Here is a 24,724-nt window from a genome sequence, read left to right on the forward strand (position 1 = left end):
TCAATAGCGGCCGAGCAGCGCATTGAGCCGATAGCCCGCGGTCACACGGTCGGCCCGGGCCCTCAGGGCGAACACGCCCGCGGCGGTCGCCTCGCGCTCGGCGTCCAGCAGGTCGAGCTGCGGCTTCTGCCCGACCTTCACTTCGTCGCGTACATTGCGCGCAGCTTCCTGGGCGGCGGCGCGCTGCTCGGTTGCCGCCTGCTCGACCAGCGCGCTGCTCTCGACCGCCGCATGGGCGGCGGTGATGGCCTCCTGCATCTGGTCGCGCGCCGCCGCGAGCTGCGCGCGCGCGCCACGGACACCGGCGCTCGCTTCGGCGACCTGGCCCCGCACGCGCCCGCCGTCGAAGAATTGCCAGCGCGCCCGCAGGCCGACAGTCGCGGCGTCGGCACGATAGCCGGGAAAGAACTGGTCGCGGACCGTCGATGCCTCGGCAAAGGCGCCGACGGTGGGTAGCCGCTCCGCCTTGGCGCCACGCTCGGCGGCAAGCGCCGCATCGAGCCCGGCCTTTGCCTGGGCGACCGCCGGGCTGCTCTCCTCGGCCGCGAGGATCGTCGCCTCAAGATCGGCGGGTATGGCGGGCGGCGCGGGCAGGGGGGCGAGCGTGCCGGGATCGCGGCCGATCAGATTGGCGAGCCGGGCGCGTGTGACGCGCATCGCCCCATGCGCCGCTGCGACCTGCGCGCGCGCTTCGGCGAGGCGCGCATTCGCCTGGCTCAGATCGGTTCTTGGCGCATCGCCGACTTCGAAGCGGTTCTGCGCATGGCGGGCGAGTTCGGTCGTCGTTGCGACCAGCGCTTCGTAGAGCCGCTGCTGCTCTTCCGCGATGAGGACCGCGCCATAGGCTTCCGCCACCTGAGCCGCGAGGTCGGCGCGAGCGCCGTCGCCGGCAGCGCCCGCCATGCGTTCGCCTGCGCGTGCGCGGGCCATAGCCGCGCTGACCCGCCCGCCGGTGAACAGGGGTTGTTCGAGCGTTGCCTGGGCCGCGCGCGGCGTTACGTCCGCCGCCGGCAGCCCGAAGAAGCCGCCGGGATCGAGCCGGCCGATTCCGATGGTTCCGGTCAGCGTCGCGCTGGGCAGGCCGGCGGCGCGCGCCTGGTCGGTGCGCGCGGCGGCCGCGTCGCTGTCGGCGTCGGCGAGGTCGATCGCGGGGGCATGCGCCTCGGCTTCCGCGATCGCCTGTTCGAGCGTCAGGGGCTGCGAGACGGTTTGCTGCGCCGCGACTACCGCCAGCGCGAGGATCATCGGCGCGATCATGGCGATCAGCGGAAGGCGTTGCCGGGTCGCAGGCCGAGCGCCTTGAATACCATCGCCGCGGGGCACCAGCCGGTGAACGCGGCCTGGATCATGTTGAGACCGGCAAAGGCGGAAAGCGCGATCCACCAGGGATGGACGGTCAGCGACAGCAGGATGCCGGCGAGCACGACGAACCCGGCGAAGACGAATACGGCACGATCGACGTTCATGGCTCAGGCTCCAATGATTTCGGTGGATTTGGTGCGGGTAGGGCGGATCTTGAGCTTACCCACGCCCATGATCCTGAGCGCCAGCTTCTCGTAGAAGGGCTCGGCCTGGCCGTGCTTCACCTTGTACAGGAAATACTGCTCGAACAGCACCTTGGCGCGGTGCACCCATTTGCCCTGCGCCGCCCAGTTGACGTTGCGCGGCGGGATCTGCGGCTGGGCGACGAACGCCACGCCCCCGTCGCCGAAATCGGCGAGGCAGATCGCGTTCCAGCTCGCTTCGTTCTCCGGTGCCTTGCCGTCGAGCTCGTCCGCGATGTTCTCGACGATCGCGGCCATCATGCTTTCGATCATGAAGCCCGTCTTGGGGACGCCCACTGGCACCGGAGTCGGTCCCGTGGGTGGGATCGCGACGCAGACGCCTAGCGAATAGACGTTCTTGAAGGTGGGGTTGCGCTGGTGCTTGTCGGCGAGGATGAAGCCGCGCGGATTGGTGAGGCCCTCGATCCCGAATACCGCCGGCACGCCCTTGAATGCGGGCAGGATCATCGAGAATTTGAACGGCAGGTCGTGCGCCTTTACGACCGCGCCGTCGGCGGCGATCTCCTCGACATGCATCATGCCGTCCTCGACCTTGGCTATGCGCGCACTGGTGATCCATTTGATGTCTCGGTCGCGCATCCGGCTCTCCAGCAGCAACTTGGTGTCGCCGACGCCGTCGAGGCCGAGATGGCCGATATAGGGCTCGGCGGTGACGAAGGTCATCGGTACGCGGTCGCGGATTTTCCGCCGGCGCAGCTCGGTGTCCACGATCATCGCGAATTCATAGGCGGGACCGTAGCAGGACGCGCCTTGCGCCGCGCCGATGATCACCGGGCCGGGATTCTCGACGAACCTGTCGAACGCATCGGCCGCGGCTTCGGCATGACGGCCGGTACAGACCGATTGGGTGAATCCATCGGGACCCAGGCCCTCGACTTCGTCGAACGCTAGCTGCGGTCCGGTGGCGATGACTAGATAGTCATAGGCCATGCTCGTGCCGTCGCCCAGTTCGATACGGTTCTCGGCGGGAACGAGGCGCTTGGCGCCGGCACTCGAGAAGCCGATCCCCTGCTTCGCGAACACGGGGGGAAGGTCGACCTGGATATCCTTCACCTTGCGCCAGCGCACCGCGACCCACGGATTGGAAGGCACGAAGGTATAGGTGTCGCTGTCCGACAGCGCGAAGATATCCGCGCGATTCTTGAGGCGTTCGCGCAGCGCGAAGGCGGTCAGCGTGCCGCCGAGTCCGGCTCCCAGAACGACGATCTTCGGCTTGGCCACGGCACTCTCCTGTTTCGGTCGGCTTGTTTATATGCGTAGTTGCAATATATGCGCAACTAACAAGATTCGCAATGCGCGCTCGAGCGATGATGGAGATGTTCGTGGAAACCCGGCTGCCCTCCCATAAGGGATTGTCCCAATTCGGCCGTGTCTGGCCGGCTGATAGGCATGCCCGGTACATCGTGGCTGCCCGAAACGCGCCAGCCGGGGTGCAACGCCTTCAGCGGGAGAGAGCCGGAATGGCGCGGATATGGACATCGCTGGCTGGCGCGCTCCTGCTCACCGCTTGCGGCGGCGGCGAGCCGCAACCGCCCGCGCCGCGCCCGGCCCAGGGCGAACGGTTGACGATCCGGGAGAGCCAGGTGCCGCAGCGCAAGCCGCTCGCCGCCGAGATCACCACGCGTGACCAGGCCGAGGCGCTGGCGCGCATCCCTGGAACCTTGACCCAGCTCACGGTTCGCGAAGGCGACCAGGTTATCAAGGGTCAGCTGATCGGACGGATCGTCGACTCCCGGTTGGGCTATGAGACAAATGCTTATGAGGGACAGGCCGCGGCGGCCGTTGCCCAGGCCGAAGCGGCGCGCGCGGAGCTCGCGCGCATCCAATATCTCTACAAGCAAGGCGTCTATGCCAAGGCGCGGCTCGACCAGGCCCAGGCAGCCGCCCGTTCCGCCGACGCACAGGTGCGCGCTGCGCGATCCCAGCGCTCGGCAAGCGCAGCCGTCGCGGGCCAGGGCGCCATCCTCGCGCCGGCGACCGGCCGCGTTTTGCGTGCCGATATCCCCGCCGGTTCGGTGGTGGCGCCGGGGATGTCGGTTGCCACGATCACCGCAGGCCCTGCGTTGTTGCGCCTCGACGTGCCCGAATCGCTCGCGCGCCAATTGCGCAAGGGCGCGGGCGTCACGATCCTGGACGACGGCGAACTGGGCGGCCGGCGCGGTACGGTCGTGCAGCTTTATCCGGCGGTGTCCGGCGGTCGCGTTCGCGCCGATGTGGAAGTGGCCGGGCTCTCGACCGATCTGGTCGGCCGCCGCTTGAGCGTGATGGTTGATGTTGGAACGCACCCCGCGATCATTATTCCGAAGCGCTTCGTCTCCACGCGCTTCGGCATCGATTATGTCGATCTGGTTGCGAAGGACGGCACCGCCGCGGCGGTGCCGGTGCAGACCGCGCCGACGAGCGATCCCGCCCAGGTCGAGATCCTGTCCGGTGCAACCGCTGGCGACGTGCTGGTCGCCGGGAAGACCGCGCGATGAAGCTGGGCCTTTCGGGCGCGCTCACCCGCGCCACCATCCTGTCGCCGCTCACCCCCTTGTTCCTGCTCGCCGCGATTGCGCTCGGGCTGCTGGCGGTGATGTCGATCCCCCGCGAGGAGGAGCCCCAGATCAGCGTGCCGATGGTCGATATCCGCGTCGCGGCACCCGGCCTGTCGGCGACCGACGCGATCGAAGTGGTCGGCAAGCCGCTCGAGACGATCGTCCGTTCGGTAGGCGGTGTCGAGCACAGCTATACCCAGGCCGAGGATGATGGCGTGCTCGTGACGGCGCGCTTCCTGGTCGGCACCGATCCCGATGCGGCGGCAACCCGCATCAACGAGAAGCTGCACGCCAACTGGGATCGCATTCCCGTGGGCGTGCCCGAGCCGCTGGTCACGGTGCGCGGCATCAACGATGTGCCGATCATGGTGTTCACACTCTCACCCAAGGCCGGTGAGGCGGGGCGCTGGAACGCGGCGACGCTGCGCGAGATGGCGGAGCGGCTGCGCAGCGAGATCGCCAAGGTCGACGATGTCGGCCTGACCTTCATCACCGGCGGCGCGCCAGAGGAGATCCGCGTCGCGCCCGATCCCGCGCGCCTCGCGCTGCACGGCGTTCCGCTCGGCGCGCTGGCCGACGCGGTCGGCCAGGTCAATCGCGCCTTTCCGATCGGCACAGCGCGCGAGCAGGGCAAGGAACTGGCGGTCACCGCCGGGCGGACGCTGGCGAGCGCGGACGACATCAGCATGCTCACCTTGGCCTCCGCGAGCGGCGCGCCGGTCTATGTCCGCGACGTCGCGACCGTTACCCAGCAGCCGCAGGAGGCGCAGCAAAAGGTTGCGCGCTGGGCGAAGGCGGATGGCGGCTGGAGCGCCGCGCCGGCGGTGAGCGTCGCCGTCGCCAAGCGCGCGGGTGCCAATGCGGTGACCGTCTCGCAAGCGGTACTCGCCAGGGCCGAGAGTCTGAAGGGAAGCTTGATCCCCGCGGGCCTCGATATGGCGGTGACGCGCAACTATGGCGAGACCGCCAACGAGAAGGCCAACGAGCTGCTCTTCCACCTGGGACTGGCGACCTTTTCGATCGTCATCCTGATCGGCTTCGCGATCGGCTGGCGCGAGGCGGGCGTGACGGCGATCGTGATCCCGACGACGATCCTGCTCACGCTCTTCGCCTCCAACCTGATGGGCTACACGATCAACCGCGTCAGCCTCTTCGCGCTGATCTTTTCGATCGGCATCCTGGTCGACGACGCGATCGTGATGATCGAGAACATCGCGCGCCACTGGGCCATGGACGATGTCGCAGTGGAGGGCGGCCGCAGCCGCATCGATGCGGCGGTCGATGCGGTGGCCGAAGTCGGCAACCCGACCGTGATCGCGACGCTCACCGTGGTCGCAGCGCTGCTGCCGATGCTGTTCGTCTCCGGGTTGATGGGACCGTATATGGCGCCGATCCCGGTCAACGCCTCGGCGGCGATGATCTTCTCCTTCTTCGTGGCGGTGGTGATCGCGCCATGGCTGATGGTTCGCTTTGCCCGCAAGACGCTGGCGCACGGCCATGCGCAAGCGGGCGGAGGCCGGCTCGGCCGGCTTTATGCCCGGGTAGCATCGCGTGTGATCGCGACGAAGCGGAGCGCCTGGCTTTTCCTCGGCGGTGTCGGCGTCGCGACATTGCTCGCCTGCTCGATGTTCTATTTCGAGGCCGTGACGGTGAAGCTGCTGCCGTTCGACAACAAGTCCGAAGTGCAGGTGGTGATCGACTTGCCCGAAGGCGCCGCGCTCGAGGATACCGCCCGCCTCGCCGAACAGATCGCAACCGTCGCGCGCACGCTGCCCGAAGTGACGGCGATGGAATCGTACGCCGGAACCTCGGCACCGTTCAATTTCAACGGCCTCGTCCGCCACTATTTCCTGCGCGACAAGCCCGAACAGGGCGACGTGATGGTTACGCTGCTACCCAAGGGCGACCGCAGCCGCTCGAGCCACGCGATAGCGCTGGTCCTGCGCGACAAGCTCGAGGGCATCGCGCTTCCCGCCGGCGGATCGATCAAGGTGGTCGAGACCCCGCCCGGGCCCCCGGTGCTCGCGACCCTGCTCGCCGAAATCTACGGCCCCAATGCCGAAGTGCGCCGCAAGACTGCGGCGGAACTGGAGCGGCTGTTCAAGTCGGTGCCGTACATCGTCGATGTCGACACCAGCTACGGACAGCCGCGCCCGCGCCTGCGGCTCGTGCCGGACCGCTCGAAGCTGGACTATTACGGCCTGTCCGAGCGCGAGATGTATGATTCGATCGGGCTGTTGATGGGGTCGCGCACCGTCGGCTATGCCCCGCGCGGCGATGGCCGCACGCCGCTGCCGATCACCATCGAGCTCCCGCAATCGCAGCGCCGCTGGGACGCGCCGCTCGCCTCGACGCCGGTCGCGGTGGCGCGTGGAGCAGGGGCCGGGCGGCTGGTCGAGCTCGGCGAGGTGGTCGACGCATCGCAGGAACCCGGCAGCCATACCATCTTCCGTCGCAATGGCCGCGCCGCCGACATGGTCACGGCCGAGCTGGCCGGCGAATTCGAAGCGCCGATCTACGGCATGATCGCCGTGCAGCGCGCGATCGACGCCAATGACTGGGCCGCCAAGGGCCTTGTGAAGCCGCTCGTCAGCCTCCACGGCCAGCCCGATGACGAGAGCAAGCCGACCTTGCTGTGGGACGGCGAGTGGGAGATCACCTGGGTCACGTTCCGCGACATGGGCGCGGCGTTCGGCGCGGCATTGCTCGGCATCTATTTCCTGGTTGTCGCGCAGTTCCGCAGCTTCACGCTGCCGTTGGTGATCCTGACGCCGATCCCGCTCACCCTCGTAGGCATCGTCATCGGCCATATGCTGTTCGGTGCGCCGTTCACGGCGACGTCGATGATCGGCTTCATCGCGCTTGCCGGCATCATCGTGCGCAATTCGATCCTGCTCGTCGATTTCATTCGCCACTCCCAGGCTGAGGACAAATCGCTGCGAGACGTGCTGATCGAGGCGGGCGCGATCCGCTTCAAGCCGATCCTGCTGACCGCGCTCGCCGCGATGATCGGTGCAGCCGTGATCCTCAGCGACCCAATCTTTCAGGGCCTCGCGATCTCGCTGCTGTTCGGACTCGCCTCGTCCACTCTCCTGACCGTGCTCGTAATTCCGGCAATTTATGTGGTGCTGCGCGATGATGGGCGACTTGCAACCGGGCGCATGTCTGCATAGCTGTAGACCTGTGAAACAAGATATGCTTGCCGCGCTCGACCGCGCGTCGGAATTCCTGAAGTCGCTTTCGGGGCGCAGCCGGTTGCAGCTTCTCTGCCATCTCTGGGAAGGCGAGAAGCCCGTAGGCGAGCTTGTCCGCCTTACAGGCATGCGCGACACCGCCGTGTCGCAGCAATTAGCCCTGTTGCGCAAGGATGGGATCGTCGCGGCGCGCCGCGACGGACAGACGCTCTATTATTCGATCGCCCATGAGGGGGCGGCGCGCGTGCTCGAGACGTTGCATGGCGTTTTCTGCGCCGAGGATGCTCCGCGCTGAAATGCGCTAGGCACGTGGAGATGGGCGAGATGTCCTTCCGGCGGGGACAGTCGCTGCGGAGCCTCTGGTGCGCCGACCGAGGGCGACATAGATTGCCGGCGGCAACGGCCCTATTCTAACTCTTTCGCTCGGTGACGATACGCGGTGCGCCGCACAGCGCACAGATTCCGGTGCTGCGTGCGAAGCCGTTCGACCCTGCGAGCTCGCGAGCGGCCTGATTGGCTTGGCTGGGCCAAGGGAGGTCGAGCTTCTCCGCAACACATTCGTCGCACGCCGGCTCCGGCGCGAGCCGCGCGATGAGCGCGCGGACGCGTTCGAGCACTGAATTCTCTCCTCGCATCTATCCGCTATGCAGGGACAGGCTCGTCTTCCGCAATTGCAAAAGCATGGCAGGTCTTTGCTGCCTCGTCCCGATCAGCGTCGAAATTGCCAGCTTCTGCCGCCTTGCAGCGAGACGCCGCGCCCTAAGTGTCGCCTCGAGAGCCGGGGAGATCCCCGGCCACCCCGCCGATCCACGCGCAGGCACTGACCCCGGCACAAGGTGGACGACCTTAGTTGCGTGCGATCAGCCATCCCAATATGCAAAGCAGGCCGATCGACGCAATCACGGCGACGATCGCCACCGGCCAGTTGGGTGCCTCCGCCACCAGCGTCAAAGACGCGAGCAAAGCTCCGGTCACCAGCATGAGTGCGGCAACGAGTTTCGTTCGAGACAATCAGCCGCTCCCGCTATTGGCCGGCCGTATTAGCGGTTGAGAATGGCGACGTCACCATCCGGACATCTGCCCGTGATGCCTCCCACGGCGCTGGTGCAATCTACTAGCGACAGCTATCGAGCCCCTTCCAGCATGTTGACAGGTCCGGATGGTTTCCACGCGGCGCATCGTAAGCTATTTTACCTGGACGCGTCGGCGGGTGCGGTCGAGCGAGGCCGCGTTTATTCTCCTGGCGGTGTTCGTCGGCGCGGCGGCGGGCCTGGGCAGCGTCATTCTGGGCGCAGCCGCGCGGACGGCGCAACACTGGCTGTTCCTGCTGCCGCCGGCAACGCGGCTCAGCGCGACGCCGGCGCTCGCCTGGTCGAGCCTGCTCGTCCTGCCGCTCGGGGGCGCCGCGCTCGCGGTTTTCACGCGGGTGACCGCCGCGAGGAAACGGCCCCTCGTCGACGCCGTCGAAGCGAACGCGTTGCATGGCGGACGCATGTCCATGCCGGACAGTCTCGTCATCTCCGGCCAGACCGTCATCTCCAATGGGTTTGGCGCGTCGGTCGGGCTCGAGGCGGCCTATGCCCAGATGGGCGGCGCGATCGCCTCGAGCGTCGGGACGGCATTCCGCCTACGTCGTGCCGACCTGCGCAGCCTGGTCGGCGCTGGCGCCGGCGCTGCGATTGCGGCGACGTTCGGCGCGCCGTTGGCCGGAGCATTCTATGCTTTCGAGATAGTCATCGGGGCCTATACGCCGTCCGCGATCGCACCGGTGGCCGCCGCAGCACTCGCCGCGGTATCGGTCTCGAAGCTGTTCGGCGCCCATCCCTATGTGATCGATGCCGCCTCGGGCGGTGGCGTCCAGTCGTAGCATTATCTGCTCTATGCGGGCCTGGCGCTGCTGTGCGCCGTTGCGGGCATCGCCCTGATGCGGGCGGTGGCGTTCGTGGAAAACCTGTCGCGGCGCTTGCCGGCCCCGACCTGGTCGCGCCCGATCATCGGCGGCGCGCTGCTGATGCCGATCGCATTCTTCTCGCCGCAGGTGCTTTCCGCAGGACATGGCGCGCTCCATGCGGATTTGGCGCTAGGGGCGCCGCTGCTGTTCATCGCCTCGATCCTCGTCGCCAAGGCGCTGGCATCGATCGTCTCGCTCGGCTTCGGCTTTCGCGGAGGCCTCTTCTTCGCCTCCTTGTTCCTCGGCACGCTGATCGGCCATCTCTTTGCCGCCGGGATCGCCGGCGTGGCCGGACACGACGTCCTCGACCCCCGCAATGCCGCATTAGTGGGCATGGCCGCGCTTGCGGTCGCCGTGGTCGGTGGCCCGATGACCATGGCGTTGCTCGTGCTCGAGGCGACCCATGATTTCTCATTGACCGGCGCGGTGCTGGCAGCCGCGCTGGTCGCCTCGACCGTCGTCCGTGAGACGTTCGGCTACAGCTTCTCGACCTGGCGGCTCCATCTGCGGGGAGAAACGATCAAGAGTGCCCGCGACGTGGGATGGGTCAAGACTCTCACGGCGGGGCGGATGATGCGGCGCGATACCAAAGCCACGCCCGCCTCAATCACGATCGAGGCGTTTCGCCGGCGCTTTCCCCTTGGCGCGACCAGCCGCGTCGTGCTGATCGACGACGCGGAGCACTATGCGGGCATCGTCCAGACGCCGAGCGCCTATGCCGAGGGCGTGGATCTCGCCAAGCCGGTCGGCAGTCTCGCGATCAACCGCGAAGCGGCGTTGGCGCCGGAACTGGATATCGCGGCGGTAATGACCCGCTTCGACGTCTCCGGCGCGGATGAACTTGCGGTTCTCGATTCGGAGCGCCGCGTGCTCGGCATCCTCTCGGAATCCTTTGTGCGGCGGCGTTATGCCGAGGAACTCGAAAAGGCGCATCAAGAACTCTTCGGCGAGCGCTGAGCGCTGCGCTCTATGGCGGTTGCGGCAAGCAGAAAGCTACCCGATCTGTGATCGCGCATGGTGGACCGGCAACGACGGCAGATCGTGCGTTTGCCTAAGGCACGGCGGGTCGACGACGGCCGCCCGCGTACCCGCAAGCTACTTCGCATAGATAAAGGGCTCTTATCCCCTGTCAGACGAAGCCCAAATTCCAGGTCGATGCGTTGTAATTGCCGATATTGGGCAGCTCGGTCGACATGTTGCTGGGTGTCACGCCAAACCAGCTGGCCAGCGTCGACGCATATTGATCGACCCCGATCGTCGGCAACAGGCAGCCCTGTCCAACGTCGTCTGCGGTGTTGTTGCCGATCGCGGGCGGGGTTCCGTAGAAGCGCCGGCCGTTGACCGCGCCGCCGATTACGAAGTGCATGCTGCCCCAGCTTATCTCACGATATCAGCTTTAAAATCTTTTCCAGACCAGTTTTCTGGGGAGGTTTGGTCCTTTGCAGTTGCTGCCTAAAACCGCGTGCCGAGCTGGATGCCGATGGTGCGCGGGCGATTGATCGAGACGCTGGTCGGGCGAAAATCGAGCTTGCCGCCAACCAGGATCGGCGTGCCGGTATTTCCCTGAATCGCCTGATACTCGATCTCGTTGGTCAAATTGTCGACGAATGCCGTGAGCGACCAATGCTCGCCTTCCAGGCCGACGCGCAGGTTGACGAAATTCTGCTCGCCCATCCGGCTCGACGGATAATTCTGCGAAAGCGCGAAGCGCGAGCCGACATATTGGTAGGAGAAGTTCCCGGTGATCGAGAGATCGTCCCCGACCGGCTGACGGATATCGAGGCCGGCTGCTGCCGCCCATTCGGGCGTGTTCACCGGCCGGTTGCCCTTCTTCAGATCCTCGGTGAGGCCCAGCGTCGCCAGCGTCGCGGGATTGGCGAGCGTGGCGCCGCTCTGGAAGGATGCATCCTGCCAGGTGCCGCTCAGGTAGAAATTGACGCCTCGCGCGGCACGCCAGCTCGACTGGAGCTCGACGCCGTAGATTTCGAGATCGGGCCCGTTGAGCGTGAGCACGAACGGGTTGGCCGTCAGGATTTGCGGATCCTTGAAGTCGGTGTGGAACGCCGAAAGGTTGAGGGTCAGCGCATTGTCCAGCCAGCGCGTCTTGGCGCCGACCTCGAAGGACAGCACTTCGTCTTCGCGGAACGAGCGCGCCTGTTCGAACCGGGTGAGGCTGGGCGGATTGCCTGCGCCGCGCAGCGCAGAAGTGAAGGGGTTGAGGTTGCCATTGCGCACGCCAGTGGCGGCAATCGCATAGAGCATCGCATCGTCGCTGACGTCGAATTCGATCGCGGCCCGCGGCAGGAAACGACGGAGCTGGAAGGATTCCTCGAGCGGAATGCCCGCCGCTGTTGCGGTCGCGTTGACGTCCGCGATCACGAAGGGCGGGGCAAGGCCGGTTGGCCCGCCGCCGAACGCCGCGATCGACTGGATCGAGACGCTGGTGATCTTCTCGTCGACATAACGAACGCCCGCGATGAGGCGCAGCCGGTCGCTCGCCTTGAGCGTGCCTTCGACGAAGCCAGAGATCTGGCGCGAGTCCACCGAGCCGGCCTGACCGATCAGCGTCGTGCCTCCCGCGGGCACGGTGAACGGCGCGAACTCGGGAGCGCTGGTCGTCAGGTGCGCGATGTAGCTCGCGTCCTGATAATAGACGCCGCCGATCAGATCGAAGGCGCCGCCCAGATTGGTTGCGAAGCGGAACTCCTGGGTGAAGCTCTGGTCGTCGGCGTTGGACAGGCCGACCGCGGTCAAGGAAGTCGTAAACAGACCGAAGGCCGCCGCTGACTGGGCGTCGAAGAATTCGTCCCTGCGGCTGCGGCTGTACCAGCCGGTGATCGAGGTCAGCGTAACGGGTCCGGCATCATATTCGAGCCTGCCGGTGTAGAGCTCGAAATTGTCATGGTTGCTGCCACTGACCGGCGTCGAGAGCGTAAGCGCGGTCTTGGCGGCCGGGGGCGCGCTCACTTCATTAGTACCCCCGAACTCGTCGCGGCCGGCAAAGGCCATCAGTCGGACCGAGAAGTCGCCGGTCGGCTTCCACAGTGCGACCGCGCGGCCGCTAAAGGCCCGGTAATCGTTGAAATTCTCGATCCCGAGCCGGGGATTGTCGATGAAGCCGTCGTCCTTGCGGTAGTTTCCGACCACACGGATGCCAAGCTTGTCGGGCACGAGGATGAACGAGGTGGCGGCTGACGCGGCGACATTGGCGCCGCCTTCGTCGGTGAACGACAGGCTCGATTGGAACACCATGTCGGAGACCGTGCTGCCGCCGAGCTGCGGATCGCGCGAGAAATAGCGGATCGTGCCACCGACCGATCCTTCGCCGAACAATGTCGGTTGGGGACCGCGTAGCACTTCGATCCGGTCGAAGTCGAAATAGTTGAAGTCGCGCTGGCTGGCGGTCGCTGCGGCAACCGGGATATCGTCGAGGAACTGGCTCACCAGCGGGCCGGAGCCGCCGAGATCGGACAACCGTGGAGCAACGCCGTTGGAGATGCCGCGGACGCTGACGTCGTTCTGGCTTGGCCCGCGATCGATGGTCGACAGGCCCGGCGTGCGCCGGGCGATGTCCTCGAAGTCGTCGATGCCCTCGCGGGCAATCGCGCGGCCGTCGATCGCCGATATGCTGCCGCCGATGTCCTGAGCGGTCTCAGCGCGGAAGCGGGCGGTGACGACGATGTCCTGATCGGAGTCTTCCTCCGCCGGCTGCGCTTCCGCCTGGCTGGTAGATGTCGCCTGCGCTTGCGCTTTGGCTGTACACAGCGTCGCGCAGAGCGCGATCATGCTCGTCGCCAACAGCGTGCGGCCCATTTGCCGTTGCTTCATTTTCCAATCCTCCCCGCCACGCACGCTCTCGTTTGAAGCATTCTCGCGACGCGCTCTGTTACTCGGGAGTTACAGCTATTGTCAACGATACCAGGTATTGTTTACAACTGGCACCAACGACACGGAGAGGACAAGAATGACCGAGACAATGGGCCGCCGCGCCTTTGGCGTAGCGCTTGCCGGTTCCTGCATTTCCGCGATGCTGCCCGCGCCGGGCTTTGCCGCTGCAGGCGACGGCAAGACCCTGTCTGCTGCCCTCGACGCGTGGCTTGCCAAAATTGTCGATAATGGCTGGGTCAGTGGCGCAGCGGTTCGAATCGTCAGGCCAGGGGCCGCGACGCTCACGCGCCTCCACGGCTTCTCCGATCGCGAGTCGCGGACGCCGCTCAGTGAAGCGACGATCTACCGCGTCTACTCGATGACCAAGCCGATCACCGCTGCGTGCATGATGACGCTGGTCGAGGACGGAAAAGTCAGGCTCGACCAGCCGATACGCGAGTTCCTTCCCGAATGGTCCGAGCCGCAGGTACTGGTCCGGTTCGATGGCGACAAGCCCGTGACCGAGCCAGCCAAGCGCCCGATAACCGTGCGCCATCTTCTCACCCACACCTCCGGCCTGAGCGAGAGCTTCAACAAGGGTTTCGACCCGAGCGCCGAGCTTTATCATCGCATCGGCCTGGTTGCTGGCCAGTTCCGTCCCTCTCTCGGGATCACATCGCTCAAGCGCTACAGCGAAGTGCTGGCGACGATTCCCCTTGCTTTCCAGCCAGGCGAGAAATGGCTCTACAGCAGCGGGCTCGAGATCGCCGGGCGCATCATCGAGGCTGCATCCGGGCAGGACTATGCGACCTATCTTGGTGTCCGGCTGCTTAAGCCCCTCAAGATGGTCGATACCCATTTCGCGCTGCCCGCGTCGAAGCGGTCACGGCTCGCCACGATGTATGTCGGCGGTCCCGATGGCAAGACAATGCGGCTCAACCCGCCGATGATCCCTGCCTGGGGCGAGGACAATGTGATCCCGATGGGGGGCAGCGGCCTTTTCTCGACACTGGGAGACTATACGCGGTTCGCGCAGATGCTCATCGGACATGGCGTGCTCGGCGGCACCCGTGTGCTCAGCGCCAGGAGCGTCCAGGCAATGATGTCGAACCAGCTGCCTGCGGCGCTCGGCGACATGCCGCTCAGCGCAGCGGCCCGCTTCGGACTCGGCGGCGAGGTCAAGGGTCTTGGCTTCGGGCTGGGCGGCTCGGTTCTGGTCGATCCGGCCGCCGCCGGCGGTATCGGTCATCGCGGCGAATATGCGTGGGGCGGCGCCGCCAGCACGACCTTCTGGGTCGATCCGGTCACTCGCACCAGCGTCGTCCTGATGACTCAAAAGCTTCCCTCCGGCATCCACCCGTTGCGCGACGAGCTGCGTCGCCTTGTCTACGGGAACCTGCCTTGAACCGAAGAACACAAGCCCCTCTCGACGATACGCCGGCGGCCGAGCGTATCGCGGGCGAGATCGTGCGCCGCATCAACCAGGGTATTCTCGCGCCCGGCGCGCGCATTACGGAACAAGCGCTGGCCAATGAGTTCGACACAAGCCGTGGCCCGGTGCGCGACGCGCTAAAACTGCTCCACGCCAAGGGCTGGGTCGAGATTGTGCCCAAGATTGGTGCGCGGGTCGCTGCGCTCGACGGCTCGCCGACACTCGAGTCGATCCTGATTTCAGGCGCGATGCTCGGCCTCGCCTTCCGCTTTGCGGTGATGAAGGCGAGCGACGATCAGGTCGGCGAGTTCTTCGAGCGCGCCAATCGCGTCATCACGCTGGGTCGCGCGCCGGAAACCTCGCCGGACGACTTCGCGCGTGCCGCGATCGAAGCCGGCAACTTTGCCATCGCCGTCGCTGACAACCGGCGCATCGACGATATCGTCGGCCCTGTGCCCCAGGGCGCGCTGTCAGGATTCATCCCGATGAGCGTGCAGACCGAGCAGGCGATGGGTGAGGCGACCAATCTCTGGATCGAGCTCGCGACAGCCTTTCGCATGCGCGACGCCGAGGCCGCCGAACGGCTCGGACGTCAGATGACCGAAACCTCCTATCGCCGAATCCTTCGCTGGCAGGTCCAGCGCGGCGGCGATGCAAAGCCGAACGAATACCGGGGGGAATGAATAACCAAGAAGAGGAGAGGATAATGAAAAAGTTGTCGAAGAAACTCATTGGCGTCGGACTGCTATGCGCATCGAGCACCGCATTCGCCGCCTATGCGATCAACGCAACGGTGAATACGCCTCCGGAAGCGCCCGGCTCCGTCCGGATCGAAGCCCGTGCGCAGCTGCCTGCTGCCTCGGTCGGAACCGCGTTGTCGGTGCAGCCGCAGGCCCAGGCTGCGCTGGTCGACAAATGCGCGCCGATCCGCGCAGCGGTCGATGCCGCCCGGCTCCAGAATGTCGCGATCGTCTTCGGCAACGGCCAGGGCGAGATCTGCCGCTATAAGAAGGGCGCGATCGAATATAACCAGAAGCTCGCGCTCGCCTCGGCGACCAAGCTGCTGACCGGCATCCTTTCCTATCGCATGATCCAGGCCGGCAAGATCACTGCGGCTGCCAAGCCGCAGCAATATTTCGGCTACTGGACGAACAGCGCGAGCGACAACCGCAGCAAGATCACGCTCGAACAGCTGCTGGCATTCACCAGCGGGTTCAACACCAAGGACTCGAACCTGCTGAGCTGCGTCTACAACAAGCTGACCACGCTCGATCTGTGCATCCGCCGCATCTATAACGGCAACATCGACAGCGTCCCGGGTGCCGTCTATTTCTATGGACCGCACCACATGCAGGTCGCGGCCGGCATGCTCGATGCAGCCGATAGCGGTGATTTCGGCACTATCTTCGCCCGCTATGTGACGACACCGCTCGGGCTCACCAATACCAGCTACGCCTTGCAGAGCCCTGCCAATCCCTGGGCGGCTGCCGGCGGCGAGAGTACTGCGGACGACTACGCGATCATCATGCGCGCACTGTTGAACGGCCAGCTCGTGACCAACCTCGACAACTTCTTCGCGCCGCGCACGCTGACCGCGACGAAGGGCGAGGTTCCGGTCGCGATCCTCGCCAACAATGGCAGCCAATGGGAATATGCGCAGGGCAGCTGGGTCGAATGCGAATTCGGGACGGGCGGCGCGAACTATGCGACCCAGTGCGCGAACGACAAGATCAACTCGTCGCCCGGCGCCTGGGGCTTCACGCCCTGGATCGATCGCAAGAACGGCTATTGGGCAGTGATCGCCACCGAGGACCACGACAATGGCGCTGAAAAGGGTGTCGAACTCGAGCAGGTGCTGCAGCCGCTGATGGTGACTGCGCTCCAGCCCTGACAACAATCGATACGTTTCAGGCTGGCGGCGGGTCCGAGTGCTCGCCGCCAGTTCTGTTACAACGCGGTACCGCTGCAACCCTTGTTGCAGCTTTTCAGAGGCGAGTTCGGACAGGAGATCGCATGGGCCAGGTGATCCTGCGCGCAGATGCCGAAGGCGTCGTCACGATTACGCTCAATCGTCCGGACAAGATGAACGCACTGACCGAAGCGATGTACGGGCAGCTCGCCGATATCCTGTCCGACGTCGAGGCCGACGCGGGCGCGCGTGCCGTGCTGCTCCGCGCGAATGGCGCCAATTTCTCTGCAGGCAATGACCTCGCCGACTTTGCTTCGGCGGCGGCCGGCGAGCCAGGAGGGAGGCAGGTGTTGCGCTTCCTCGACAGGCTGGCAACGGCGCCGCTGCCGGTGGTCGCAGCGGTCCAGGGCCAGGCCATCGGCATCGGCACGACCATGCTGCTCCACTGCGACATAGTGATCGTCGCGGACACGGCTCGGTTATCGGTTCCGTTCGTGAAGCTCGGCTTGGTCCCCGAAGCCGCCTCAAGCAGGCTTCTCCCGGCTCGGATCGGTCATGCGCGCGCTTTCGAGATGTTCGCACTTGGCGAGAGCATCGACGCGCGGGAAGCTGTGTCGCTCGGCATTGCTAATCGATGCGTGGCGATCGACGTGCTCGACCGCGAAGCCGCGGGGCAGGCCCTTCGCATCGCCCGGCTCCCCCCGGGAGCGGTTGCCGCGACCAAGTGCCTGATGCGCGATGCGCGAGTCCTGTCCGAACAGATGGCGCGGGAAGACGGGCATTTCTCGGCCGCGTTGCAGACTCCCGAGGTCCGCGCGGCACTCGACGCCTTTGCCGCCCGCCGCGAGGCAGGCGCGCCTGGCCCGGTGCCTACTTGCGACCGGTCCTAAACGGGTTTTCGAGCCACTTCAGCAGCGCCCGACTGCCGTCCGAAGCTGCTCCAGGAGCTACCCGGTTACACTTCGTAACACTTTGATTCTTTCCCTGGCGCCGCGGCCTTCCTACCCGTTGCGTCTTGCAACCCGCCCTTCGGGGACGGGATCTCCAAGGCGGCGGCAGGGCTACCCTTTGCCCTTGTCGGCGCCCCGCCGTCGGACCTCGAATTGGGATTGTTTTGTATGGCGTATCGCGGACCCACGTCGCTTGCCGGATTGCTGCTGCTTGCAGCTTGCTCGAGCGGGGGGAGCGAGCCGACCCCTGGTCCGTCGCCGACTCCCACAGCAACGCCTTCGCCGACGCCCTCGCCATCACCTTCGCCCACACCGACGCCGAGCACTGCTGCACTGCAGGCAGCGATCGATGCGTCTCCCGTCGCCAATCTTTATGTGATCGTCGGCACGCGCGCAGGGATCGTCTATCGCTACCAGAAGGGGAGTTTCCCCTCGACGGCGACCGCATCGATAGCTTCGGCAACAAAGATGCTTTCGGGAGCAACGATCCTGCGGCTGGTCGAGGCCGGGCGGATGAGCCTGAGCGATCATCCGCAGAAATATCTGTCCTACTGGACAAATGATCCTGCCGACCCGCGCAGCCAGGTGACGCTGCAGCAGCTGCTCAGCTTCACTTCGGGATTCAACCCGCTCGAGACGGATCGCGGCTGCATCTCGGACGGCAACACGACCATCGCCGCATGCGCCCGCGAATTCTACGAGCGCGGACTGGACACGGCTCCGGGCACTGCCTTCAGCTATGGGCCGGCGCATCTCCAGATCGCGGGAGCCATGGCGGAGGCAGCGTCGGGCCAGTCTTTCCCGAGCTTGTTCCGCCAGCAGGTCGCGGATCCTGCCGGCATGAGCAGCCGGACCGCTTACTCGATCCCGAGTACCAGCAATCCCCGCCTGAGCGGTGGCGGGGTGTCCACCGCCGAGGATTATGCCGCGTTTCTAAGCGCGATGCTTGGCGGGCGCCTGCTTACCGACCTCGATACCTATGTCGCGGATCGCACCGCCGGCTTGCCGGTACTCGCTTCACCGGACGTGACGACGAGCATGGGAGAATGGCATTACGGATTGGCGTCCTGGCACGAGTGCGACGACACGCCTTTCTCGAGCCGGTGCGCGACAGCTCGACTGATCTCAAGTCCGGGGGCCTTTGGCTGGACACCCTGGATCGACTTCGACCGCGGCTATTGGGGGCTGATCGCGATGTATGAACCGATCGGCGGCTCCCAGCAGGGCGTAGCGCTCGAGCAGCAGCTCCAGCCGCTCATCAACACTTATCTCGGCTTGCCCTGAGGCCGAGAGATCTGGGCCGTTCGAAAATCTCACCGAGGAGAAGCACGCCGATGAATATTGCCGAGCTTGCCGAAGTTATCGCCTATCGCCACGACCTTCCGAAGAAAGCCGCGCGCGTGATCGTCGACAGCGTCTTTGCCGTGCTGACCGAGGCCACGATCGCCGACCGCGAGGTTACGCTTAGCGGCTTCGGCAAGTTCAGGCTGCGCACGAGTTCAGCGCGCGTCGGTCGCAACCTGCGCACCGGTGAACTGATGGACATCAAACCGGCGCCGAGGATCAGCTTCGCACCGGCCAAATCGTTCAAGGACAAGCTCGTCCGGCGCTAGACCGGCCGGAATCGTCAGGATGTGGTGTCATCGGCCGCGCGGTCTGCCGGGTAACTCAGCATTACGGACAAGCCGCCGCTCTCGGCATTCTCGAAGCGGACGCTTGCGCGGTCGCGTGCCACCAGCGCGCGGACGATGGCGAGGCCAAGGCCGGCGCCGCCGGTTTCGCGGTCGCGCGAAGGGTCGAGCCGATGGAAGGGCTCACCCAGCGTGGCCAAGGCCTCCTCGGGGACGCCCGAACCGTCGTCGCGCACTTCGATGCGGATGGTCTCGCCCACCGGATGGGCCGCGATCGAGACTTGCCGGCCATGGCGCCGGCCATTGTCGATCAGATTGGAGAGAACCCGCCGGAAGCCGGTACGGCGGGCGCGGATGACCATCCGGTCGAGCGAGCACCGCAGCTCGACGCCGTTTCCGAGTTCACGATGCTCTATTGCCAAAGCGATCAATTCGTCGGCGACGTTGAGCTGCACCGCATCTGGCGCGGCCTCTCCGCCTTGCGTCGCGAGCAACAGCGTATCGTCGAGCAGCATCGACATCTCGTCGAGATCGCGCGCAGCGCGATCGCGCTGCGCGCGATCTCCAATGTACTCCGCGCGCAATCGTAACCGCGTCAGGTAAGTTCGCATGTCATGGGCAATTGCCGCCAGGACGCGGGTTCGCTGCTCGACAAGAGCCGCGATCCGCGCCTTCATCTCGTTCAACGCTTGGGCGACTTCGCGTACCTCGCGCGGTCCGGTGACCGGTATGTCTGGCTCGTCGAGGTCGGCCGCGAAGCGGCGGACTCCGCGCGACAGCCTCACCAGCGGCCGGGTGGTTTGGCGGACCGCCAGCAGGAGGGCAGCGAGGAGAAGCGCCGCGCCGACTGCGCCCCAGATCGCGCGGCGGCGCAGATTGCGGTTGATGAGCGCCGATGGCCGGGATTCGACGACCATCCAATGCCCGTCGGCTAGGCGGACCGAAAGCGCCACCGGCGCCACGAAGCGCGCCGGCCGCGGCCGGCTTCCGAACAGGCGCCGAAGCCAGGGCTGCTCGCCGGAAAGCGTGACTTCCCGACCGGCAAGGGCCTCCGCATAAGCGGCGCGCAGCCGCAGCAAATCCTCGTCGCTGGAAGCCTGCGCCGCCACCGGCGCGATCCGGACCTGATAGAGCGAGTCGTTGAAGGCCGCGAGCAGGCCCGCTCGCGACTGCGGCCGGCCATGCTCAAGCGCATCCGCCATGGCGGCGACCTGATATGCCTCTGGGAGATTATAGGGGCGCTGGGTGTCGCCAAAGCCCGACCAGGCCAGCGACGCGAGCAGCAGGATCTGCAACGCGACGAAGCCGGCGAGCAGGATCGCGGCGATGCGCAGCGACAGGTTGGGGCTGAGCAGCATTCGCTCAATCCTTTGTGACGATCGCGGAGCAGACATAGCCGCCGCCCCGCACCGTCTTGATCAAGGTCTCGCCGCTGGCATGTGCGGCAAGCTTGCGCCGCAACCGGCTGAGCTGGACGTCGATCGCGCGATCGAAAGGGCCTGCGCTTCGGCCGCGCGTCCAATCGAGCAGCTGGTCGCGGTTGAGCACGCGCTGAGGTTGCCGAACGAACGCGATCAGCAGTTCGAACTCGCCCGCCGTCAGCTCGACCGGTTCGCCCACCGGATCGGTCAGGACTCGCGTCGCGGTATCCAGGGACCAGCCGGCGAAGCGGAATCGCTCCGCAGGCTGGGTCGGCGCGACGCGCTGGGCATCCCGAGTCCGGCGCAGGATCGCACGCACCCGGGCGACCAGCTCGCGGGGATTGAACGGCTTCGGCAGATAGTCATCGGCACCGATCTCGAGCCCGACGATCCGATCGACATCATCCCCCTTGGCAGTGACCATCAAGATGGGAATATCCTCGGTGGCGCGCAGGCGACGGCACAAGGACAGGCCGTCCTCGCCTGGAAGCATGACGTCGAGGATGGCAAGGTCAATCCGCTGGCGCTCGCGCAGGCGATCGAATTCGGCAGCGGTGCGGCAGCCGCCCACCTCGAAACCTTCGCGCGCGAGCAGGGCAGTGACGAGCGCCCGGATCTCATTGTCGTCCTCGACGACCGCTATGAAGCTGGTCTGCATGGCGATCTTGTGCCTCGGCCAGGCGCCATAGGCCAGCGGCCCACGGCGCAGGGTTACACTTCGTAACACTAAGTCACCGCCCTGACGCACTCTTAGGACAGCTCGGGTCCATATGCACCTCGACGGCGCGACCCGTCGAAGTAACTGCGTAAGGAGTATGAAATGCTGAAACACATGCTGAGCGTGATGGCGCTCACCGCCTCGTCGACGGTGGCGCTTGTCGCCGTTCCCGCTGACGCCCATGCCCAGGTCCGTCGCGGCCACACCGTGAGCGTGCAGGGAATCAACGGCCGGGGAATTCTCAAGTCGCGCTCGGTGGCCCAGGGCCCCGGCTATCGCGACGTCAATCGCAACGTCCGGACGAACAATGGGCGCGGCTATGATTCCGCCCGCAGCACTCGCTGGGGTCCGGGCTACGCCACGCGCAACGTGAGCAACCAGGCCAATAATGGCCGCGGCTATACCAAGTCGCAGAGCTCGAGCTGGGGTCCTGGAGCCTATTCTGGCGACCGCAGCGTCCAGGCCAATAACGGGCGTGGCTACACGAGCTCGCGCGACGCGAACTGGGCCGATGGCAGCTACACCGGCGGCCGCACCACCACGATCAACAGCGGCACGACGTTCGGCCGCAGCACCAGCATCACCAACAATGGCGATGGCTCGGCAAACTACAACTATAATCGCACCGCTCCGAGCGGCGCGACGGTTTCCCGCACCGGCACTGTCACGCGCCAGCCCTGAAGCTCCCTGGCGGCGGCCGCGCATCCCCCGCACGGCCGCATGCCGGCCCAAGAGAGGAATTTCGATGTTCAAGTTCATACCCCTCGGCCTCGCGACGCTCGCGATGTTCGCGATCGCGACTCCAGCGGCCGCGCAGGGCAGCCGTCTGGCGGCGGCCTTCGATGGCGCTGACACCAATGGCGACGGCCTGATCAACCGCGCCGAATTCTCCGCGTCGCGCCTCGCGCGGTTCGACAAGATGGACCGCAATGGTGATGGCGCGATCAGCCGGGCCGATCTGCCGCGCATGAAGCGCGCGGCGGACAAGCTCGGTCCGCTGATCGACATGATGGTTGGCCAGTCGGACGCGGATCATGACGGCAGGGTCACCCGCGCCGAGATGGCCAACGGCCCGATGCCGATCTTCGACCGTGCCGATGCCAACCGGGACGGTTCCGTCGACAAGAACGAGCTCGCGGCGATCCGCGAAATGCTCGGCAAGATGGGCGGCGGTCGCTGACATGAACTACGAGCGCTCGCCCCTCTGGCTCGTAGCCATGCTGGCGCTCATTCTGGCCGAGCTCGCCTGGCGGCTCGGCCGCAACCGCGGCTATGACGGCCGCGCCGCTCTGACGACGCTCGGTCTGGTCGCCGGTGGGCTGCCGTTCGCCGCGCTGAATGCGTTCGTCCTCGGCACGATGTTCGAGGCGGCATCGCGCCTTGCACTCTGGCAGCTTCCGCTCGCCGACTGGCGAACTTGGGGGCTAGGTTTCTTGGCTGTGGAGTTCGCCTATTACTGGTTCCATCGGGCGAGCCATCGCATCCGCTGGATGTGGGCCTCGCACGCCGTCCATCACTCTGCCGAGCAACTGACCCTCTTGTCGTCGTTCCGGCTTGGCTGGACCAACCTGCTGTCGGCCGGCTGGATCTTCTACGTGCCGCTCGTGCTCCTGGGGTTGCCGCCCGCTGGCGTGTTCGTCCTCCTCGCCGCCAACCTTCGCTATCAGTTTTTTCTCCACACCGAAGCGGTGGGGCGGCTTGGCCCGATCGAATGGGTCTTCAACACGCCTGCTCATCACCGGCTGCATCACGCCTCCAACGACTGTTATATCGACCGCAACTATGGTGGCGTCCTGATCCTGTTCGACCGGCTGTTCGGAACGCTTGCCCGCGAGGTCGAAGGGGAAGCGATCCGCTACGGCCTGGCGCATCGGGCCCCGAGCTACAACGTGCCCGGAATCGCCCTTAGCGAATGGTGGGGGATGGCCCGCGATGCGGTGCGGATGCGTGGGCTAGACCAGGTCGTGCGCGCCCTGTTCGGCCCGCCCGGTGCCGTAGCCGACACGGGTCACAGCTTCACTCAACCCAAATCCTGACCAACGCTTCGCGGGTCACCGTGGCGGTTCCACGCCGCTGCGATGCGTCCATCGCCGCAGCCAGCCATGCCCGAACCGGCACAGCAGCGCGCTGAGTATCAGCGCAAGCAAGTCACCCCTCGCGCCATCACTGCGGCGCGACCTTCTCGAGCGCCGGAACCCGCCATTTGCGCGCCAGCAACTCCGGCTTGGGCAGATAGGCGCGTAGCGCCAGCCGGATCGGACCCTTGGGCGCCGGCAGCCAGTTCGGCGCAAGCCGTCCCTCGGGCCGCTCGTGCTGGATCGGGATGATCAGGCTGCCATCGGGCTCATGGACGAGGCCGGGGGTCCGGTCGCCAATCGAATAGCGGCCGATCGGATTCTCGACCAGGAAGTAGCGGCCGTCGGGCTGGGGATCATACATGGTCAGCGACCAGAAGGCCTTGGCGGGCACGCCGCCTGGGGGCACGCGCCACTGATAGGCATTGTCGCCGGTAAGCCGCGCGCCGCTCCCATCGAAATTGGCGTGGAAGTACATCGCTTCCTTCTCGCCGAGCGCAGCGATGCCCCCCAGCGCGATCAGCGCGCGGAGCCGGTCGTTCCGGCCGAACTCACCGACGCCGCGCGGCTGGTAGGTCCAGCCGCCGACGACGAGGTCGCGAAACAGAAAGCCTTCCCGCAGGTCCTGATAGCCCTTGGGGAGATAAACCGACCATCTCGCCAGCAGCGCCGGCGACGGCGACTCGACGCCGATTCCGAGCGAGCGGAAGCGTGCCGCGCGGGCAGTCTCGCCCCGGCCATCGGGCGACCGGCGCAGGATTTCGGTCACGACGCCAAGGAAATTGGCTGCATCCGGCACGCCGGTGGTTGCCGGCATGGTGAAGCCGCGTGCCGTCCGCTGCCCACCGGGGACGTTCACCTGCACCTGCCCGAGCAGCGCCGTCGCGGCGGCGAGGTCGTCTGGACCCTCGACCAGGACACGCGCGAGCATCCACACGTCATTCGTCGAAGAGCGTAGTGCCCGAACGCCTGCCGGAACGCGGCCGCGCCACTGCGGCCCGACCACCCAGAAGCGGCCGCCTTTGCCGTTGGTCGCGCGCGTCCCGACATAAGCGAAATTGTCGGTGAACGCGTCCATGAAGGCGATCGAGAAATAGCGGTCGGGGATCGACGGAGCGATAATCTCGACCGGCCCGCCCGACAGCTCGAGGAACGACGAGGCGTAGATCGTGTCGTTATTGGGAGCAGTGACGTTGCGCGACTGCGGCCCGGAGAGCTGCGCGCGGCGGGTCACCGTGTTGAGGACGCCCGGCCCGCCCAGGCTGCGCCCCAGCGTCTGTTCGGTGCGCGCGAACTCGTACAGCGGATAGGCATAATAGAAGGCCGCGCGGATCGCCGCCTCATCGCCGCCGCGCGCGGGTTCAGCCGCACGTGCGCTGCTCGATCCAAGCGCGCCGGCCAGCGGCACTGCCGCCGCCGCGATCAGCAAGTCCCGCCGCGCCATTTGAAGATTGCCTTCGCTCATTCAAACTCT

General features: G+C 66.1%; 22 protein-coding genes and 1 pseudogene. 13 read left to right on the top strand and 10 right to left on the bottom strand.

What is annotated here, in order from left to right; genetic code table 11:
- The 3 genes from AAHM44_RS03200 to AAHM44_RS03210 are packed head-to-tail and all read right to left on the bottom strand — an operon-like array spanning position 1 to position 2,786.
- Positions 1-1,257 carry a TolC family protein gene (locus AAHM44_RS03200; protein WP_342248984.1) on the bottom strand — a complete coding sequence of 419 codons (1,257 nt, stop codon included), beginning with the start codon at positions 1,255-1,257 and terminating at the stop codon, positions 1-3.
- 5 nt (positions 1,258-1,262) lie between these two features.
- Positions 1,263-1,466 (bottom strand): YgaP family membrane protein, encoded by a 204-nt coding sequence (locus AAHM44_RS03205; protein WP_342248985.1) that lies wholly within the window; start codon positions 1,464-1,466, stop codon positions 1,263-1,265.
- Positions 1,467-1,469: 3 nt separating this feature from the next.
- A complete protein-coding gene (locus AAHM44_RS03210; protein ID WP_342248986.1) occupies positions 1,470-2,786 on the bottom strand; it encodes an NAD(P)/FAD-dependent oxidoreductase in 1,317 nt (438 codons plus the stop codon).
- Between the two features lie 239 nt (positions 2,787-3,025).
- Between AAHM44_RS03210 and AAHM44_RS03215 the strand changes: the two genes are divergently transcribed.
- Genes AAHM44_RS03215 through AAHM44_RS03225 form a run of 3 tightly spaced genes read left to right on the top strand, consistent with a single transcriptional unit; the run spans position 3,026 to position 7,591 of the window.
- Positions 3,026-4,042 carry an efflux RND transporter periplasmic adaptor subunit gene (locus AAHM44_RS03215; protein ID WP_342248987.1) on the top strand — a complete coding sequence of 339 codons (1,017 nt, stop codon included), beginning with the start codon at positions 3,026-3,028 and terminating at the stop codon, positions 4,040-4,042.
- Complete coding sequence (locus tag AAHM44_RS03220; RefSeq protein ID WP_342248988.1) at positions 4,039-7,275, top strand: efflux RND transporter permease subunit; 3,237 nt, start codon at positions 4,039-4,041, stop codon at positions 7,273-7,275. Before AAHM44_RS03215 ends, AAHM44_RS03220 begins: the two co-directional genes overlap by 4 nt.
- 10 nt (positions 7,276-7,285) lie before the next feature.
- The gene (locus AAHM44_RS03225) at positions 7,286-7,591 is read left to right on the top strand and encodes an ArsR/SmtB family transcription factor (protein WP_342248989.1); all 306 of its coding nucleotides are present in this window, start codon (positions 7,286-7,288) and stop codon (positions 7,589-7,591) included.
- Positions 7,592-7,706: 115 nt separating this feature from the next.
- On the opposite strand, the gene AAHM44_RS03230 is transcribed toward AAHM44_RS03225, so the two are convergent.
- Both AAHM44_RS03230 and AAHM44_RS03235 read right to left on the bottom strand, forming a co-directional pair.
- A complete protein-coding gene (locus AAHM44_RS03230) occupies positions 7,707-7,913 on the bottom strand; it encodes a hypothetical protein (protein WP_342248990.1) in 207 nt (68 codons plus the stop codon).
- 229 nt (positions 7,914-8,142) lie between these two features.
- Entirely contained in the window at positions 8,143-8,271 is a 129-nt protein-coding gene (locus tag AAHM44_RS03235; protein WP_342248991.1) for a hypothetical protein, read from the bottom strand.
- Between the two features lie 184 nt (positions 8,272-8,455).
- On the opposite strand from AAHM44_RS03235, the pseudogene AAHM44_RS03240 reads away from it, so the two are divergent.
- Positions 8,456-10,204 (top strand): annotated as a pseudogene (locus AAHM44_RS03240) (chloride channel protein).
- Between the two features lie 172 nt (positions 10,205-10,376).
- Here AAHM44_RS03240 and AAHM44_RS03245 read toward each other — a convergent pair.
- Positions 10,377-10,613, bottom strand: a complete 237-nt coding sequence (locus AAHM44_RS03245) for a hypothetical protein (RefSeq protein ID WP_342248992.1) — start codon at positions 10,611-10,613, stop codon at positions 10,377-10,379.
- 86 nt (positions 10,614-10,699) lie between these two features.
- Complete coding sequence (locus AAHM44_RS03250; RefSeq protein ID WP_342248993.1) at positions 10,700-13,075, bottom strand: TonB-dependent receptor; 2,376 nt, start codon at positions 13,073-13,075, stop codon at positions 10,700-10,702.
- A 136-nt stretch (positions 13,076-13,211) separates the two neighbouring features.
- Between AAHM44_RS03250 and AAHM44_RS03255 the strand changes: the two genes are divergently transcribed.
- The 6 genes from AAHM44_RS03255 to AAHM44_RS03280 all read left to right on the top strand — a co-directional run bounded on the left by AAHM44_RS03255 (position 13,212) and on the right by AAHM44_RS03280 (position 19,018).
- A complete protein-coding gene (locus AAHM44_RS03255; RefSeq protein ID WP_342248994.1) occupies positions 13,212-14,519 on the top strand; it encodes a serine hydrolase domain-containing protein in 1,308 nt (435 codons plus the stop codon).
- Positions 14,516-15,229 (top strand): GntR family transcriptional regulator, encoded by a 714-nt coding sequence (locus AAHM44_RS03260; protein ID WP_342248995.1) that lies wholly within the window; start codon positions 14,516-14,518, stop codon positions 15,227-15,229. Before AAHM44_RS03255 ends, AAHM44_RS03260 begins: the two co-directional genes overlap by 4 nt.
- 23 nt (positions 15,230-15,252) lie before the next feature.
- Entirely contained in the window at positions 15,253-16,437 is a 1,185-nt protein-coding gene (locus AAHM44_RS03265; RefSeq protein ID WP_342248996.1) for a serine hydrolase domain-containing protein, read from the top strand.
- 122 nt (positions 16,438-16,559) lie between these two features.
- Positions 16,560-17,345, top strand: a complete 786-nt coding sequence (locus tag AAHM44_RS03270; protein ID WP_342248997.1) for an enoyl-CoA hydratase-related protein — start codon at positions 16,560-16,562, stop codon at positions 17,343-17,345.
- Between the two features lie 228 nt (positions 17,346-17,573).
- Positions 17,574-18,689 (top strand): serine hydrolase domain-containing protein, encoded by a 1,116-nt coding sequence (locus AAHM44_RS03275; protein ID WP_342248998.1) that lies wholly within the window; start codon positions 17,574-17,576, stop codon positions 18,687-18,689.
- Positions 18,690-18,739: 50 nt separating this feature from the next.
- A complete protein-coding gene (locus tag AAHM44_RS03280; RefSeq protein ID WP_342248999.1) occupies positions 18,740-19,018 on the top strand; it encodes an HU family DNA-binding protein in 279 nt (92 codons plus the stop codon).
- 14 nt (positions 19,019-19,032) lie between these two features.
- Here the strand turns inward: AAHM44_RS03280 and AAHM44_RS03285 are convergent, their stop codons facing one another.
- The gene (locus AAHM44_RS03285) at positions 19,033-20,394 is read right to left on the bottom strand and encodes an ATP-binding protein (protein ID WP_342249000.1); all 1,362 of its coding nucleotides are present in this window, start codon (positions 20,392-20,394) and stop codon (positions 19,033-19,035) included.
- Between the two features lie 4 nt (positions 20,395-20,398).
- Positions 20,399-21,115: a response regulator gene (locus tag AAHM44_RS03290; protein ID WP_342249035.1), complete on the bottom strand. Its 717-nt coding sequence runs from the start codon at positions 21,113-21,115 to the stop codon at positions 20,399-20,401.
- A gap of 162 nt (positions 21,116-21,277) precedes the next feature.
- Here AAHM44_RS03290 and AAHM44_RS03295 point away from each other — a divergent pair, with 162 nt between their 5' ends.
- The 3 genes from AAHM44_RS03295 (at position 21,278) to AAHM44_RS03305 (ending at position 23,211) form a co-directional block, all read left to right on the top strand.
- Complete coding sequence (locus AAHM44_RS03295; protein WP_342249001.1) at positions 21,278-21,856, top strand: hypothetical protein; 579 nt, start codon at positions 21,278-21,280, stop codon at positions 21,854-21,856.
- Between the two features lie 64 nt (positions 21,857-21,920).
- On the top strand, positions 21,921-22,355 hold the full coding sequence (locus AAHM44_RS03300) for an EF-hand domain-containing protein (RefSeq protein ID WP_342249002.1): 435 nt from the start codon (positions 21,921-21,923) through the stop codon (positions 22,353-22,355).
- Between the two features lie 37 nt (positions 22,356-22,392).
- Positions 22,393-23,211 (top strand): sterol desaturase family protein, encoded by an 819-nt coding sequence (locus tag AAHM44_RS03305; protein WP_342249003.1) that lies wholly within the window; start codon positions 22,393-22,395, stop codon positions 23,209-23,211.
- 127 nt (positions 23,212-23,338) lie between these two features.
- On the opposite strand, the gene AAHM44_RS03310 is transcribed toward AAHM44_RS03305, so the two are convergent.
- On the bottom strand, positions 23,339-24,715 hold the full coding sequence (locus AAHM44_RS03310; protein ID WP_342249004.1) for a DUF1254 domain-containing protein: 1,377 nt from the start codon (positions 24,713-24,715) through the stop codon (positions 23,339-23,341).
- Positions 24,716-24,724: the final 9 nt, after the last annotated feature.

Source organism: Sphingomonas sp. OTU376 (assembly GCF_038440415.1).
Lineage (GTDB): Bacteria > Pseudomonadota > Alphaproteobacteria > Sphingomonadales > Sphingomonadaceae > Sphingomonas > Sphingomonas kyeonggiensis_A.